A 14,758-nucleotide genomic window follows, 5' to 3' on the forward strand; every position below is an offset into this window, starting at 1 on the left:
ACTCAAAGGGTGTCAGGCACGTCGATGCTGCCCTCAAAAACAGAGGTGGCCGGGCCGGTCATCAGCACCGGGCTGTCAGCCTGCCCAGCCCACTCGATGGTGAGCACCCCGCCGTGGGTCTGCACATCGACACGGCTGTCCAGCCAGCCTTGGCGAATGCCGGCCACCACGGCCGCACAAGCGCCGGTGCCGCAGGCCAGGGTCTCGCCCGCGCCGCGCTCAAACACCCGCAGCTTGATCTGGCTGCGCGAGACGATCTGCATGAAGCCCGCGTTCACGCGGTTGGGGAAAGCCTGGTGGTTTTCAATCAAGGGGCCTTGGGCCAGCACCGGGAAAGTGTCCACGTTGTCCACGCGCTGCACGGCGTGCGGGTTGCCCATGGACACCACGCCAACGCGTGCGATGCCCAAATCCCCCAATGCCAAATCGAACACCGGCCAGCCATTGACCTGGTCACTGATGAGGCCGATCGGGTTGAAGGGCACGCGCTCCCATTCGAAAACCGGCGCACCCATGTCCACCGTCACGCGGCCATCGGGGTTCATGCGCAGCTCAATCTCGCCTTGCTGCACTTTCACGCGCACGGTGCTTTTATCGGTCAGGCCTTTGTCGCGCACATAACGCACAAAGCAACGGGCCCCGTTGCCGCAGTGCTCCACCTCGCCGCCGTCGGCGTTGTGGATCACGTATTCAAAATCCAGCCCGGGTGCGGGTGAAGGCCGCACGGTCAGAATTTGGTCGGCCCCCACGCCAAAGTGGCGGTCGGCCAGAAAGCGGTATTGGGCCGTGGTGAGGCCCAGGCGGCCTTGCGTCTCGTCGAGCACGACAAAATCGTTGCCGGCCCCTTGCATCTTGGTAAAGCGGATGTGCATGGCCGCGATTATCGCCCGGGGACGGGGCATCAGCCCCTGATAATGGGGCATGGCACGCACATCCCAACTCCTCTACCCCCAACGCGAACCCGCCCCTTTGCGCCCCGCAGCGACCGTGCTGCTTTTGCGCGACGGCCCCGGCGGGCTCGAAGTCCTGATGACCCGCCGCTCCATGACGGCCAGCTTCGCGCCCGGTGCCTATGTGTTCCCGGGCGGGGGCATTGACGCGGCCGACGCCCAAGCGCACAGCCTGGCCACGCGCCGAGACAAACAAAGCGACTTGCACCTGACGCAAGCGATTGCCGCCATCCGCGAAAGCTTTGAAGAGCTGGGCATCTTGTTCGCCCGCCATGCCGATGGACGCTGGGCAGACAACAAGGACATCGCGCAGATCAACCGCAAAGCCCCCTTTGCCGCCCAATGCCAGTCCCAAGGCCTGACACTGGCCGCCGACCAGGTGTTCGTGCTGGCCCACTGGATCACCGACCGCGACCTGCCACGCCGCTTTGACGTGCCCTTTTTGGTGGCCCGCATGCCCGAAGGCCAGACGCCGGTGGCCGACGAGTCCGAGCAGTTCGAGCCGGTCTGGGTGCGCCCGGTCGATGCGCTGACGCGCCACGAAGCGGGTCAGTTTTTCATCATCTTCCCGACCATCCGCACACTGGATCGTCTGAAAGCCTTTGCCTCAGTCGACGCGGTGCTGCAAGCCTGCGCCGTCAACGACGAGCCGCTGTGGACCAGCTGCCCCCGCGCCGGTTGGCTGGCGGGCAACGAAGCACGTTACATGGAGCATGAAGCCCCCTTTGGCGAGCTGGCCCTGGTCACGCCCGACGGGCAAATCCACCACCACCTGGACTGGCAGACCGACCAGCCGGTGCCCCTGCTGCAAAACGTGCAGCGCCTCACCGCCCCCAACCCCGGCGTGATGACCGGCCCGGGCACCAACAGTTATCTGGTGGGCGATCCGAACACCGGCTACATCGCCATCGACCCCGGCCCGGCCGACGACGAGCACCTTCAGCGCCTGTGGCGTGCCGCAGGCGGGCAGATCAAAGCCATTGTCTGCACCCACTCACACCCGGACCACTCCCCCGGCGCAGCCCCCTTGCAGTCGCTGTGCACCCACAAGCCACCCATCTTGGGCCTGGCCTCCAAGCCCACGGCCCGCGCCAACAGCCGCTTCACCCCCGAGCGCGAGCTGGCCGATGGCGAAAAACTGGTGCTGCAAGGCATCGGCGTCCAAGGCGAGATCACCCACACCCTGCGCGTGGTGCACACGCCCGGTCACGCGGCCAACCACCTGTGCCTGGTGCTGGAAGAAGACGGCCTGCTGTTTTCGGGTGACCATGTGCTCAACGGCAGCACCACCGTGATCGACCCGCCCGACGGCCACATGGGCGACTATTTGGACTCACTGGACAAGCTGGCTGCGGCCTGCGAGGCTGGGGGCATCGAATTCATCTTGCCCGCGCACGGCCATGTGCTGGGTTTTGCCCACCAGGCCATCACGCACCTGAAGGCCCACCGCTTGAAGCGCGAGGCCAAAATCGCCGCCGCCATGCAGGCGCTGCCCCAAGGCAGCCTGCAAGAGTGGGTGGAAAAAGCCTACGACGACGTGCCACCCCGCCTGTGGCCCGTGGCGGCCCGTTCGCTGCAAGCGCATGTGGACCACATCCGCGAACAAGCCCTGTCTTGATTCGCTTTGAGCATTTTTGAAAGCATTGATGATTTCCTCTGAAGAAGGCATCCGCCTGGCCAAACGCGTGGCCGCCGAGCAAAACTGTTCGCGCCGCGAAGCCGAAGCCCTGATCGTGGCCGGCGGCGTGCAAGTGGCGGGCAAAGTGGTCACCGACCCGGCCCGGCGCGTGCGGGCCGAGCAGGCTGTTCAGGTCAACCGTTTGGTCTCCATGGCGGCGCTGGCCCCCATGACCCTGGTGCTGTTCAAACCCGCGCACCGGGTGGCCAACCTGGCCTGGCTGCAAGACACCGTGGGCCTCAAAGCCTCCCAGCCCGGCATTTGGGGGCCTGAGCGCTTGTCCAAAATGCAAATGCCCCTGCCTCTGGCCAAACCGGCCAGCGGGCTGTGCATCTTCACGGACGACGTGGCTGTGCTGCGCCACCTGGAAGACCGCCGCAGTCCCATGGAACAAGAATGGATGGCCACCGTGGGCGGCGAAGTGCCAGAGGGCCTGATCAAGGCCCTGAACGGCCCGGGCATCCGCGCCAGCATCAACCGCCAAACCGAGCAACTCACGGTGCTGCGCATCGCGGGCAAGGACATCGACGGGCTGGACCTGGGGCGCTGGCTGGACGAGCAATGCCCTTTGCAGGACCTGCGCCGCCAGCGGGTAGGGCGCTTGGGTGTGGCACCGCTTGAAGTGGGTCAGTGGCGACAACTCGAAGGCTATGAACGCTTCTGATGGATTTCCGACAAAAACGCACAGGATTTACCCTTGAAAAGAAACGGGCAATCCCCATTTGTGTCAAGAGTCTGAGAAAATTACCATTCAGTCACATTAGCGAAGATCGCAAACCGTGACCGGGTCAATGCCCATGAGGGCTTGTCCAACGTACTAAGGAGCACACCATGCGTTTGAGCACTAAGAGCCGATTTGCCGTCACCGCGATGATCGACGTTGCACTGCGCGAAGACCGCGGCCCTGTTTCCCTGGCCGCCATCAGCGTGCGCCACCAAATTTCGCTGTCCTACCTGGAACAGTTGTTCAGCAAACTGCGCCAACAAGGCTTGGTCGAAAGCACCCGCGGCCCAGGCGGCGGCTACTCGCTGTCGCGCAACGCCGAAAAAATCACCATGGCCGACATCGTGGGCGCAGTCGATGCGCCCTCTGACGAAGAAGTGGCCGCTGAAGGCGGCTGGATGAACAGTGACCTGTGGGCCAGCCTGAATGAAAAAATGCTGACCCACCTGCAGTCCATCAGCTTGCGCCAATTGGTGGCGGAGCAACGCACCAAAGGCGTGACAGTGGAGCCAGCACCGGCACCATCGGTCAAACGCGGCGTGTTTGCCAAGCCCAAAAGTACCCTGAAAATCACCGCGCCCAACTCGGTCTTTGCTCTGGCGGGCAGTTTGATGCCGTCTCGCGGCTGATGGGCTCTTGGCCTCCCACAAAAAAACCCGCTTCGGCGGGTTTTTTTGTGGTCTGAAAAAAGTGTGAAGCTCGCCGATAAGCCGGATTCTGTGCACGGGGTTTCCCCCATGTGACCACCATTACTCTGGGCCGCCGGTCACCCGGACGGCTCGATGCTACCTACCCGCACACTCCGGGGGCCCCGTCAACGTGTGCCTACTTGGTATTGCTGCGCGTAGAGATTGCCCGTTTCACCCGAACTGAATCGGCTCGTCTCTGTTGCTCTGATCCTCACCTTAGGGCCTGCCACTGGCGTGGCCGACTTGTCGGTGGACAGCCGTTAGCTGCTACGCTGCCCTGTGCAGTCCGGACGTTCCTCCAGTGCTCTGTTTCCAGAATTGCACCAGCGGTGGTCTGGCGAGCTTCACCCCTCGATTATCAGTCCTGTCCGTGCAGGAATAACGATATGACCCAATTGTCGAAGCTGTTTTCTAACTTTGCATCAAAATACCCAGACAACGATCCCCACACAAAGACCCACCATGACATTTGACAACGTTCTGCAAACCATCGGTAACACGCCCCACATCCGCATCAACAAGCTGTTCGGCAACAGCCACAAGGTGTATGTGAAGAACGAGCGTGCCAATCCGGGCGGCTCCATCAAGGACCGGATTGCATTGGCCATGATCGAAGACGCAGAGCGCAGCGGCGTGCTCCAGCCCGGCGCAACCATCATTGAGCCCACCTCGGGCAACACCGGTGTTGGCTTGGCGCTGGTTGCAGCCGTCAAAGGCTACAAGCTGATTTTGGTCATGCCTGACAGCATGTCCATTGAGCGCCGCCGCCTGATGCTGGCCTATGGTGCCAGCTTTGACCTGACCCCTCGCGAAAAAGGCATGAAGGGTGCCATCGCCCGCGCCGAAGAGCTCAAGGCCCAGACCCCTGGCGCCTGGATTCCCCAGCAGTTTGAAAACCCCAGCAACATCGATGTGCATGTGCGCACCACGGCCCTCGAAATCGCCAACGACTTTCCCGGCGGCGTCGACTACATCATCACCGGGGTGGGAACTGGCGGACACCTGAGCGGTGTGGCACAGGTGCTCAAAGCCCAATGGCCGCAGCTGAAAGTATTTGCCGTGGAGCCCTCTGCGTCACCCGTGATCAGCGGTGGCTCACCCTCCCCACACCCCATTCAGGGCATTGGCGCAGGCTTTATCCCCAAAAACCTGAAAACAGATTTGCTGGATGGCGTGATTCAAGTCGAAGCCGAAGCAGCACGCGAGTACGGCCGCCGCAGCGCACGCGAGGAAGGCTTGTTGGTGGGTATCTCCAGCGGCGCCACGTTGGCTGCCATTGCCCAGAAGCTGCCTGAAATTCCAGCAGGCAGCACCGTCTTGGGCTTCAACTACGACACCGGCGAGCGCTACCTCTCCGTCGAAGGCTATTTGCCCGCTTGAGGCGCGCTGCGGCCGCGGCTTACCTCAACAAGAAGTTGCCATGGCCTGCGTTCAGGGCAGAGGCCGCTGAGGCTGTTTCGTCTTTCAGCGCCACCCCGGACAGCTGGCGCTGTCGCGCCTGAGCCAGCAAAAAGTGCAGTTTGTGGGCGGCTTCCTCATACGACAGCCCAGCAGGTCGCACATTCGAGATGCAATTGCGGCTCGCATCCGTGAGCCCCACACGAGGCATCCACGTCAGGTACAGACCCATGCTGTCCGGCGAGCTCAATCCGGGGCGCTCCCCGATCAACACCACCACGGTTTTGGCGCCCAGCGCCTGCCCGATTTCATCACCGATGGCGACACGGGCTTGGCGCACCACGCACAAGGGCGCGACCTGCCAACGCTCCCCCGCCATGCGCTGATGCAAAGCAGCAAGGAACGGCGCAGCGTTTTGCTCAATGGCCCAAGCCGACAGCCCGTCGGCGATCACCAATGCGAGGTCAAACGGTCGCGCCTCCAAGGTGCCTTCAGAAGGCGCCAACAGCTCACGCGACGCCATGTCCAGCCGACGCCCCAGATCGGGACGCTGCAAGTATTGGTTGCGATCAGAAGCCGCGCTGTGCAGTTGAAGCACCGCACCCGGCAGACCAGGCCACGCAGCGCTGAGCTGCTCTGACAAGGCAGGGCCATTCAAGTCGCGGTGCACGGCATCTCGGGCCTGAGCGTGGGCGAATTGAAATGCAAGGTGCGCATTTGTAGGCAAGCTCACGCCTGAACGCCCCAAGGCGATGCGGGCATCGGTGAATTGGCGCAACGCCACCCACGGGTTGGCGGTGACGGGCAAGGGTTTGTCAGACATGCACCACCTCAGGCCAAGGGCAACAAAGCTTGCGCGAACGCGGCTGGCATTCCAGGCGGCAGCACCAAGTCGGCACCTTGACCTTGGAAAATATTCATGCGCTGCAGCCAAGCCTCGAACTCTGGTGCGGGCCGCAAGCCCAACACCTTGCGGGCATACAGGGCGTCGTGGAAAGACGTCGTCTGATAGTTCAGCATGATGTCATCCGAGCCGGGAACACCCATCACGAAGTTGCAACCCGCCGCCCCCAGCAAGGTGAGCAACACATCCATATCGTTTTGGTCGGCCTCTGCGTGGTTGGTGTAACAAACATCGCAGCCCATGGGCAAACCCAGCAGCTTGGCGCAAAAGTGGTCCTCCAACCCGGCGCGGATGATCTGCTTGCCATCAAACAAATACTCAGGGCCGATGAAGCCCACCACCGTGTTCACCAACAAGGGCTTGAAAGCGCGTGCCACGGCATAGGCGCGTGTCTCGCAGGTTTGCTGGTCCATGCCTTGGTGGGCGTTGGCAGACAGTGCGCTGCCCTGCCCGGTTTCGAAATACATCACGTTGTCACCCACCACCCCCCGGTTCAGCGAGAGGGCCGCGCTGCGGGCCTCGGCCAAAAGCGCCAGGTTCAAACCAAAGCTGCGGTTGGTGGCCTCGGTACCACCGATGGACTGGAACACCAGATCCACAGGCGCACCACGCTCAATGGCCTGGATGGTGTTGGTCACATGGGTGAGCACGCAGCTCTGGGTGGGGATCTCGTAGTGCGCAATGACATCCGCCATCATGTGCACCAACTTCATCACTTGCGCCACGTTGTCGGTGGCGGGGTTGATGCCAATGACGGCATCCCCGCTGCCGTACAGCAAACCATCCAACAAGCTGGCGGCGATACCCGTGGCATCGTCCGTGGGGTGATTGGGCTGCAAGCGCGTCGCCATGCGGCCAGACAAGCCGATGGTGTTGCGAAATGCAGTGATCACTTGGCATTTCTTGGCCACCAAAATCAAATCCTGGTTGCGCATGAGCTTGCTCACAGCCGCTGCCATCTCGGGCGTGATGCCCGGGGCCAAACCGCCCAGCGCCTCGGTGTCTGCCGCATCGCTGAGCAGCCAGTTGCGAAAGTCGCCCACCGTGAGGTGACTCACCGCCGCAAATGCTTCAACACTGTGGGTGTCCAGAATGAGGCGGGTCACTTCGTCCGCCTCATAGGGCACCAAAGCCTCTGTCAAGAAGGTGCGCAAGGGCAATTTCGCCAAGGCCATCTGGGCGGCAACCCGCTCTTGCGCAGTGTGTGCAGCAACCCCGGCCAACACATCTCCTGAGCGCATGGGCGTCGCCTTGGCCATGAGGTCTTTGAGGTCCCGAAAACCATAGACATGGCTTGCGACGGTGTGCTGGTAGGGGTGTCTTGGCACGTCAGTGAATGGGTCAAGTGGCAGGTCACAAAAAACCAGGGTTTAGTGGGCTGTGGGGACGCTCACGCTCTTGGGCATGGCGTCCGCACGTTGTTGTTTGGTCATCTTAAAGTAACCATAGCCCAAGACCATAAAGCCCAGAAACACACCAAAGATCAAAGGGTTGTAAAAGATCATGGTGGCCATGCAGACCAGCGCACAGAACAGCGCAAACGCTGGAAAGAAGGGGTAGAACGGCGCACGGAAAGGGCGGACCATGGAGGGTTCTGACTGGCGCAGTTTAAAAAGGCTGAGCATGCTCAAGATGTACATCAGGATGGCACCGAACACCGACATGGTGACAATGTTTGCGGTCAGGGACTGGCCACCGATGGTGATGAAAGAATCGCTGTAAATGGCCACAATGCCAACGAAGCCGCCGGCCAGTATGGCTCGGTGCGGGGTCTTGAAGCGGGGATGCACCTTGGCAAAGTAAGAAGGCAAGAATGCCTCGCGGGACAAGGCGTAGATCTGGCGCGAATAGCCCATGATGATGCCGTGGAACGACGCCACCAGACCGAACAGGCCCAGCCACACCAAAATGTGCAGCCAGCCGCTGTTTTCACCCACGATGAATTTCATGGCCTGGGGCAAGGGGTCGTAGATGTTGGAAAGTTGGGTCCAGTCGCCGGTACCACCTGCAAACACCATCACACCCACAGCCAAGAACACCAGGGTCAGGATGCCGGTGATGTAGGCGATCGGTATGGAGCGCTTGGGGTCTTTGGCTTCTTCTGCGGCCATGGCAACGCCCTCTATCGCCAGGAAAAACCAGATGGCAAACGGAATGGCAGCAAACATGCCGGGAACTGCGGCCCAGCTGAAGTCGTCCTGGCCAGACCACCCGCCCTTGGTGAAGTTGGCCATGGAAAAGCCGGGAGACACCACGCCCATGAACACCAGCAACTCAAGGACGGCAATGACGGTGATGAACAACTCGAAAGTGGCAGCAATCTGAACACCGACGATGTTGAGCGTCATGAACACCAGATAGGCACCCAGTGCTGCCAACTTGGGGTCCAGCGAGGGGAACTGCACGTTCAGATAAGCCCCCATTGCCAAGGCAATGGCAGGCGGGGCGAACACAAACTCCACAAGCGTGGCCGCACCGGCCAAATAGCCGCCGGTGGGGCCGAAGGCACGCTTGGCATAGGCGAAAGGACCACCGGCATGGGGAATGGCCGTGCTCAGCTCGGTAAAACTGAAGATGAAGGTGGTGTACATCGCCGCAATGAACAGGGTGGTGACCAGAAATCCCAAGGTGCCAGCTGATGCCCAACCGTAACTCCAGCCGAAGTATTCGCCAGAAATGACCAGCCCGACGGCGATGCCCCACAGCTGCAAGGTGCCTAGCACCGGCTTGAGCGCATGGGCACCCGATTTGGCTTGTGAACTTGACATGTGGTTTCTCCAGCATGGGTGAAGACAGTGCACCTGCGCACTGCGGTATGGGGGTTGCGGGCGGTGAATGCAGGCGCTCGCTTGGAAAGCTGTCTACCAAATCGGCAAATCTGCATTGAGCAGCTTCACAGTGAAATTGCATTGTTCTGCATTTTGCACACCTTGATGACCCGCCCATGAATACGTCGACAACCGTGACCCACGGACCACAGGGACCACAGGGACCACAGGGACCGCAAACGCTTCGGCTACAGCCCGTCCAAGACCCGGCAGCACGCACCACGCTGAAGCAGCACGTAAAATCGCGGCCTTGCTTGATAACCACGAGCCGCCATGATCCGCATCACCGAACTCAAACTCCCCCTGTCTGCCCTGCCCGTCGAAGTGCGCCGCGCCAGCGACGCACCTTCTGAAACCGAAGCCGACCGAGCCCCCGTGGCCCACCCAATGGAAGCGCTGAGGCGAATGTGCGCACAGGCACTGGGCATTGACACCACGGCCATCGCGGGCCTGCATGTGTTCAAGCGAAGCTTCGATGCCCGCAAGGCCGAGTTGCTGGCGGTTTACATCGTTGACCTTGAGCTGGCAGATGCCTCGCTGGAAACCGGGATATTGAGTCGCCATGCAGGCCACCCGCACATCGGCCCCACACCCGACATGGCCTACCGCATGGTGACCCAAGCCCCGGCCGGTTTGCAAGAGCGCCCGGTTGTGGTGGGTTTCGGCCCCTGTGGCATTTTTGCTGCCTTGGTGCTGGCGCAAATGGGCTTCAAACCCATCGTGCTGGAACGCGGCAAACCCGTGCGTGAACGCACCAAAGACACCTGGGGCCTGTGGCGCAAAAAAACACTCAACCCCGAAAGCAATGTGCAGTTTGGCGAAGGCGGCGCAGGCACCTTTTCAGACGGTAAGCTCTACAGCCAGATCAAGGACCCGCGCCATCTGGGCCGCAAGGTGATGGATGAATTCGTCAAGGCCGGTGCGCCTGCCGACATCTTGTACGCCGCACACCCCCACATTGGCACCTTCAAACTGGTCAAGGTGGTCGAACACATCCGCGAGCAAATCATCGCTCTGGGCGGTGAAATCCGTTTTGAACAACGCGTCAGCGATGTGCTGCTCTCGCCCGCAGAGGACGGTCATCAGCTCACGGGCTTGCAGGTGCTGGACGCCAAAACCGGCCAAAGCTACACCTTGCCCACGCGCCACGCGGTGCTGGCCCTGGGCCACAGCTCGCGTGACACCTTTGTCATGTTGCACCGCCGAGGCGTGGCCATGCAGGCCAAGGCGTTTTCGATTGGTGTGCGCATCGAACACCCCCAAAGCGTGATTGACCAAGCCCGTTGGGGACGTCACGCAGGCCACCCCCTGCTGGGCGCGGCCGACTACAAACTGGTGCACCACGCCCAAAACGGCCGCGCTGTTTACAGCTTTTGCATGTGCCCCGGCGGCACCGTGGTGGCGGCCACCAGTGAACCGGGTCGCGTGGTCACCAACGGCATGAGCCAGTACTCGCGCAACGAACGCAATGCCAACGCGGGCATGGTGGTGGGCATCGATCCGCCCGACTACCCCCTGGACACCGCCGCCTGGCAAGCCGCCTTTGGCGACATCGACGGGGCACAACTGGCACTGGAGGCCCAGGCTTGGGCCACCCAGCCCACACCCCAAGCACACCCGCTGGCTGGCATCGCACTGCAACGCCAGCTGGAAACCCGCGCCTTTGAAGTGGGCGGTGGCAACTACGAAGCGCCCGGTCAGCTGGTGGGCGACTTTTTGGCACAGCGCCCCTCCACCACTTGGGGCAGCGTGCAACCGTCTTACAAACCCGGTGTGAAGCTGGTTGATTTGGCCGATGTGTTGCCCGACTACGCCGTGACCGCCATGCGTGAAGCGCTGCCGGCGTTTGGTCGAAAGATCAAAGGCTATGACATGGCCGACGCCGTGATGACCGGGGTGGAAACACGCACCTCCTCGCCATTGCGCATACCACGGGGTGACGATTTTCAAAGCCTGAACACCCGGGGCATTTACCCCGCAGGCGAGGGTGCCAGTTATGCCGGCGGCATCTTGTCAGCAGGCGTGGATGGCATCAAAGTGGCCGAAGCCCTGGCCACCCACATCCTGGCCGGGGCCTGAGCGGGCACGGCAGCCTGCCCCTTGGCTGGTGGCCATGGGCCGACACGCCCAAATTTGCGGGTCACACCGACACCATCAAATTGCGAATGGCATAGCGCGTCAGGTCGGCCACTTTGTGCAAACCCACCTTGCGCATGATGTTGCGGCGATGCACCTCGACGGTGCTGGGAGCAATGAGCAAATTGCGGGCAATTTCCTTGGACGAGTAGCCGTCCGCGATCAAACGCAAGACCTGCTCTTCACGTCCACCCAATTGTTTGCGAGCCGTGCCATCACCCGCTTTGGACTTGCGCACACACGCCACCATCTCGGTGGCAGCGGCCTGACACAAATACACCCGCCCGGCAGCGGCCGCACGAATGGCCGACATCAACTCGTCCATGCTGCTGGTGGTGGACACATAGCCCTTGGCCCCCGCATCGAGAATTTCCAAAATCGAGTTGCGGTCTGAATCTCCCGAAAACGCCACCATGTTCTTGACGGGCAAATGCAAGGACAGTCGGTGCATCAAGTTCAAATCTTGATGGCCATTGGCATGCATGCCAATCAAAATCACATCCGGTTCAACCTCGCTGCACAACACCTGCGTTCGCTCATCGGTGTCTGCCATGCCCACCAAATTCATGTCATGGTGCGTTCGCAGCACTGCTGCAATCCCCTCCGAGACGACTTTGTGCCTTGATGACAATAAAACGCGAATGGTCATGGTTAAATCCTTCGAACAGTGAGCAAAAGTCATGCAAACACGGCCTTGCTGAGGCTGCGGGGCAACCCAAAGTTGCGCCATGCTGATACTCACTTTATGCGCTCTACTGGTTTTCATTTGTTCGATGAAACACATTTACATCAAACCTTTGTCCTGCATGAGCCGCTGCAAAGACATGCGCCCCGGACAATTGAGCTTTTGGTAAATGTGGTGCAGGTGCAGCTTGGCCGTTCCCTCGCTGATGAACAACTTGCTGGCGATTTTTTTATTGGGCCAGCCTTCCGTCACCATGCGGGCCACGGTCAATTCGCGGGGCGTCAAGGTGGTCGGGGTTTGAAGCTTGGCTTTTTGTTGTTCCAACAACAAGGACATGGCTTTCATGGACAGTTCACGGTCTAACCACTTTTGACCTTGGTACACCGCCTTGATGCACACCGTCAAAATTTGCTTGGATTTGTCTTTTGAAACCAGGCCGGGCACCCCCATGTCGATGACCCGCATGACCTCTCCAATGCTCGCACCCGTGAACACCACCGGATGCGTGGACGATTCAAGCGCATTCAACTCTTCGATCAAGGCAATGCCGCTTCTTTTGGACAAGGACAAATCCATCACCAAAATGGCGGGCTTGAATTGGTGCACCGCGCGCAAAGCATCGTCACCGTTGCTCACGCAGGCTTTGACGGAAAAATCAGGCGAAGCGTTGAACGCATCGGACAAGCCATCGAGCATGACCGGGTGTGGGTCGGCCAAAACCAAATCAATGCACATGTGCGTGTCCTTTGAGGTGCAAAACCAAGCGATCACATCTCATCCAAAACGGTTCAGACATGCGCTGTTTTCTAGCTATACACCTTATCGCCCAACGGTATTCGATTGAATTCCCTGAAACGGTGAGTCCCTACTTTCAAACCAGTAAGGCGCCCGCCTTGCCCCACATCAACGCACACCCAATGACTTGGCCAAGCCCATGCCCCATCGCTGCCTGTGTGCGCAAGCCCACCAACAAGCCTGGCTGTGGCGCTTAAATTGTGTGGCCAAGCATTTCACTCGCGCCAGAACACCATGAAAAACCTGACACCACATCACCACACCCCCTTGCCGACACCCCAAGCCAAGGCCAGACCCAAGCCCCTGACCCCTTTGGAAAATTTGGCGCTCACGCGTGCACTCATGGCCCAGGGCTTGCGCGAGCCGGTCAGCTTGATGCTGTTGAAACGTTTGTGGAACCTGTCCAAGGCTTGAGCCCCCGTTTTGGCGTCGTTTTGCGCGGACAATAAGCCATGCACGACGATGAAACGCCCCCTGACAAGCTGCCCGCACCGGCTCCCCAAAGCACGCAAGTGCGCAACCCCCTGCACGGTTTGACCCTGGAAACCCTTGTGAACCGCTTGGCCGACCATTACGGCTGGGATGACTTGGGCAAGCGCATCCCGATTCGCTGCTTCACGCACGATCCCAGCGTCGGATCGAGCTTGAAGTTTCTGCGTAAAACCCCTTGGGCACGCGAGAAAGTGGAAAGTCTTTACCTGTTCATGCTGCGCGACCAAAAGCGCCAAGATCGACAGTACCCCTTGTAAGCAGTGATCCGCAGACCTCAAGCGGTCAAACTGGAGGCCAGCAGCGTGCCCCTGCATTTTTTGGCACCACAAAAGCACGGGTAAGCCGCTTTGAGTTCATCGGTCAAAGGTTCATCGCTGACCAGTCCGTAATCAAAACTCAGCTCTTCACCCCGAAAAATCGGCCTTCGGGCCTTGATGAAAATTCGGCCCTTGACCTGATCCGGCACGCAATTGGGCTGGCAGGAATGGTTGATCCATCGCGAATCGTTGCCACCATGCAAGCCGTCAATCACCCGCCGATCATCGATGTGGAAATAAAAGGTGTGGTGCGGATCATTCGGGTCGTGCGGGTGACGCCGCAAAGCTTCTTGCAGATCAATGATTTCACCCACGTATTCCACAATGGTCTCGCCCGGTGCAAACGTGTCCAAGGCAAAAACACCCAGCCCATGGACTTCCGAGCGCCGCGTCTCGAAGCGCGGCTGGCGCACACCACGCGCGGCCACCGTGCCTCTCATGCAGCCCCCATGAAGGTCAACATCAGACGGGCCATGCGCGGACCATCGTGTGCACCCGGCAAGTTGGCCAATGTCGCTTGATACAGGGCCTCGCCATGTGCCTGGCGTCGCTTGCCGAGCAAAAAAGCGCTGTATTCCGGCTCGAATTCAGGGTGAGCTTGTATGCACAACACCTGCTGCCCGATGGCGTAAGCGGCTATGGGGCAATGGGCGTTGCTGGCCAGCAAGCGCGCGCCCGGTGGCAAGGCCAGCACCTGATCTTGGTGACTGGCCAGCAAACTCACCTGCTCAGGCAGGTCACTGAAAAGACCGGGTTCGTGCCATGTGTAGGTGGTGCGGCCCAGGCCCCAGCCTTGCGCTGCACGCCCCACCGGAGCCCCCAGGCAATGCGCCACCAGCTGGTGCCCAAAACACACCCCGATGAGCTTTTTTTGTTGCGCCAACAAGTCGGTCACACAGTCCTGCAAATCCAACACCCAAGGCTCAGACGAAAACGCATCGGCGCGGCTGCCCGTCAACAACACGGCCTCGTAGGGTGCAAAAGAAGCTGGGTATTGGCCATGCCGCGCACTGAACACGTCCACCTCCCCCTCAAAGCCCACGCCGCGCAACAAGCGTTCAAACATGGCGGCATAACTGCCCCAAATGGGGGCGGCGGCGGGGTCCAACACATCGTCGTCCAAGATGCACAGTTTCATGGCGGGGTTCATTTCTTCACTTGG

15 protein-coding genes and 1 other RNA gene are annotated in these 14,758 nt (G+C 60.5%); 7 read left to right on the top strand and 9 right to left on the bottom strand.

Features of this window, described 5'->3' with window-relative positions; all coding sequences use genetic code 11:
* Window positions 1-2 precede the first annotated feature (2 nt).
* A complete protein-coding gene (dapF, locus tag AMM41_RS04130) occupies window positions 3-872 on the bottom strand; it encodes a diaminopimelate epimerase (protein ID WP_089953267.1) in 870 nt (289 codons plus the stop codon).
* A gap of 49 nt (window positions 873-921) precedes the next feature.
* On the opposite strand from dapF, the gene AMM41_RS04135 reads away from it, so the two are divergent.
* The 3 genes from AMM41_RS04135 to AMM41_RS04145 all read left to right on the top strand — a co-directional run bounded on the left by AMM41_RS04135 (window position 922) and on the right by AMM41_RS04145 (window position 3,981).
* A complete protein-coding gene (locus AMM41_RS04135) occupies window positions 922-2,568 on the top strand; it encodes an MBL fold metallo-hydrolase (protein ID WP_089953270.1) in 1,647 nt (548 codons plus the stop codon).
* A 28-nt stretch (window positions 2,569-2,596) separates the two neighbouring features.
* Window positions 2,597-3,292 carry a S4 domain-containing protein gene (locus tag AMM41_RS04140; RefSeq protein WP_089953272.1) on the top strand — a complete coding sequence of 232 codons (696 nt, stop codon included), beginning with the start codon at window positions 2,597-2,599 and terminating at the stop codon, window positions 3,290-3,292.
* Between the two features lie 167 nt (window positions 3,293-3,459).
* Entirely contained in the window at window positions 3,460-3,981 is a 522-nt protein-coding gene (locus tag AMM41_RS04145) for an Rrf2 family transcriptional regulator (protein WP_089953274.1), read from the top strand.
* A gap of 61 nt (window positions 3,982-4,042) precedes the next feature.
* Here AMM41_RS04145 and rnpB read toward each other — a convergent pair.
* An RNA gene (rnpB, locus tag AMM41_RS04150) (RNase P RNA component class A) lies at window positions 4,043-4,387 on the bottom strand.
* Window positions 4,388-4,503: 116 nt separating this feature from the next.
* Here rnpB and cysK point away from each other — a divergent pair.
* Window positions 4,504-5,421, top strand: coding sequence for a cysteine synthase A (gene cysK, locus AMM41_RS04155; RefSeq protein ID WP_089953702.1), 918 nt, complete (start codon window positions 4,504-4,506; stop codon window positions 5,419-5,421).
* A gap of 19 nt (window positions 5,422-5,440) precedes the next feature.
* On the opposite strand, the gene eutC is transcribed toward cysK, so the two are convergent.
* From eutC to eat, 3 genes are read right to left on the bottom strand one after another with little or no spacing between them, the layout of a single operon-like run.
* A complete protein-coding gene (gene eutC / locus AMM41_RS04160; protein WP_089953276.1) occupies window positions 5,441-6,262 on the bottom strand; it encodes an ethanolamine ammonia-lyase subunit EutC in 822 nt (273 codons plus the stop codon).
* A gap of 8 nt (window positions 6,263-6,270) precedes the next feature.
* A complete protein-coding gene (locus AMM41_RS04165; RefSeq protein ID WP_089953278.1) occupies window positions 6,271-7,671 on the bottom strand; it encodes an ethanolamine ammonia-lyase subunit EutB in 1,401 nt (466 codons plus the stop codon).
* Window positions 7,672-7,713: 42 nt separating this feature from the next.
* Window positions 7,714-9,111, bottom strand: a complete 1,398-nt coding sequence (gene eat, locus AMM41_RS04170; RefSeq protein WP_089953280.1) for an ethanolamine permease — start codon at window positions 9,109-9,111, stop codon at window positions 7,714-7,716.
* A 333-nt stretch (window positions 9,112-9,444) separates the two neighbouring features.
* Here eat and AMM41_RS04175 point away from each other — a divergent pair, with 333 nt between their 5' ends.
* Complete coding sequence (locus tag AMM41_RS04175) at window positions 9,445-11,250, top strand: NAD(P)/FAD-dependent oxidoreductase (protein WP_089953282.1); 1,806 nt, start codon at window positions 9,445-9,447, stop codon at window positions 11,248-11,250.
* Window positions 11,251-11,311: 61 nt separating this feature from the next.
* Here the strand turns inward: AMM41_RS04175 and AMM41_RS04180 are convergent, their stop codons facing one another.
* A complete protein-coding gene (locus tag AMM41_RS04180; RefSeq protein ID WP_089953284.1) occupies window positions 11,312-11,956 on the bottom strand; it encodes a LuxR C-terminal-related transcriptional regulator in 645 nt (214 codons plus the stop codon).
* A gap of 135 nt (window positions 11,957-12,091) precedes the next feature.
* The gene (locus AMM41_RS04185) at window positions 12,092-12,727 is read right to left on the bottom strand and encodes a response regulator transcription factor (RefSeq protein WP_089953285.1); all 636 of its coding nucleotides are present in this window, start codon (window positions 12,725-12,727) and stop codon (window positions 12,092-12,094) included.
* 294 nt (window positions 12,728-13,021) lie between these two features.
* Here AMM41_RS04185 and AMM41_RS04190 point away from each other — a divergent pair, with 294 nt between their 5' ends.
* On the top strand, window positions 13,022-13,201 hold the full coding sequence (locus AMM41_RS04190; RefSeq protein ID WP_089953287.1) for a hypothetical protein: 180 nt from the start codon (window positions 13,022-13,024) through the stop codon (window positions 13,199-13,201).
* Between the two features lie 38 nt (window positions 13,202-13,239).
* Window positions 13,240-13,536 carry a VF530 family protein gene (locus tag AMM41_RS04195; RefSeq protein WP_089953290.1) on the top strand — a complete coding sequence of 99 codons (297 nt, stop codon included), beginning with the start codon at window positions 13,240-13,242 and terminating at the stop codon, window positions 13,534-13,536.
* A 17-nt stretch (window positions 13,537-13,553) separates the two neighbouring features.
* On the opposite strand, the gene AMM41_RS04200 is transcribed toward AMM41_RS04195, so the two are convergent.
* Window positions 13,554-14,036 carry an SET domain-containing protein gene (locus AMM41_RS04200; RefSeq protein WP_089953292.1) on the bottom strand — a complete coding sequence of 161 codons (483 nt, stop codon included), beginning with the start codon at window positions 14,034-14,036 and terminating at the stop codon, window positions 13,554-13,556.
* Window positions 14,033-14,734 (bottom strand): glutamine amidotransferase-related protein, encoded by a 702-nt coding sequence (locus AMM41_RS04205; RefSeq protein WP_089953705.1) that lies wholly within the window; start codon window positions 14,732-14,734, stop codon window positions 14,033-14,035. The genes AMM41_RS04200 and AMM41_RS04205 overlap by 4 nt, the downstream gene beginning before the upstream one ends.
* Window positions 14,735-14,758: the final 24 nt, after the last annotated feature.

This window comes from Limnohabitans sp. 2KL-3, from assembly GCF_001269405.1.
GTDB lineage: Bacteria > Pseudomonadota > Gammaproteobacteria > Burkholderiales > Burkholderiaceae_C > Limnohabitans_A.

Excerpts from the sequence above, each read along its gene's own strand:
- dapF (WP_089953267.1), bottom strand. The coding sequence starts at position 872 with ATGCACATCCGCTTTACCAAGATGCAAGGGGCCGGCAACGATTTTGTC.
- AMM41_RS04140 (WP_089953272.1), top strand. The coding sequence starts at position 2,597 with ATGATTTCCTCTGAAGAAGGCATCCGCCTGGCCAAACGCGTGGCCGCC.
- AMM41_RS04205 (WP_089953705.1), bottom strand. The coding sequence starts at position 14,734 with ATGAAACTGTGCATCTTGGACGACGATGTGTTGGACCCCGCCGCCGCC.
- AMM41_RS04190 (WP_089953287.1), top strand. The coding sequence starts at position 13,022 with ATGAAAAACCTGACACCACATCACCACACCCCCTTGCCGACACCCCAA.
- eat (WP_089953280.1), bottom strand. The coding sequence starts at position 9,111 with ATGTCAAGTTCACAAGCCAAATCGGGTGCCCATGCGCTCAAGCCGGTG.
- AMM41_RS04175 (WP_089953282.1), top strand. The coding sequence starts at position 9,445 with ATGATCCGCATCACCGAACTCAAACTCCCCCTGTCTGCCCTGCCCGTC.
- AMM41_RS04145 (WP_089953274.1), top strand. The coding sequence starts at position 3,460 with ATGCGTTTGAGCACTAAGAGCCGATTTGCCGTCACCGCGATGATCGAC.
- cysK (WP_089953702.1), top strand. The coding sequence starts at position 4,504 with ATGACATTTGACAACGTTCTGCAAACCATCGGTAACACGCCCCACATC.
- eutC (WP_089953276.1), bottom strand. The coding sequence starts at position 6,262 with ATGTCTGACAAACCCTTGCCCGTCACCGCCAACCCGTGGGTGGCGTTG.
- AMM41_RS04135 (WP_089953270.1), top strand. The coding sequence starts at position 922 with ATGGCACGCACATCCCAACTCCTCTACCCCCAACGCGAACCCGCCCCT.
- AMM41_RS04200 (WP_089953292.1), bottom strand. The coding sequence starts at position 14,036 with ATGAGAGGCACGGTGGCCGCGCGTGGTGTGCGCCAGCCGCGCTTCGAG.
- AMM41_RS04195 (WP_089953290.1), top strand. The coding sequence starts at position 13,240 with ATGCACGACGATGAAACGCCCCCTGACAAGCTGCCCGCACCGGCTCCC.
- AMM41_RS04185 (WP_089953285.1), bottom strand. The coding sequence starts at position 12,727 with ATGTGCATTGATTTGGTTTTGGCCGACCCACACCCGGTCATGCTCGAT.
- AMM41_RS04180 (WP_089953284.1), bottom strand. The coding sequence starts at position 11,956 with ATGACCATTCGCGTTTTATTGTCATCAAGGCACAAAGTCGTCTCGGAG.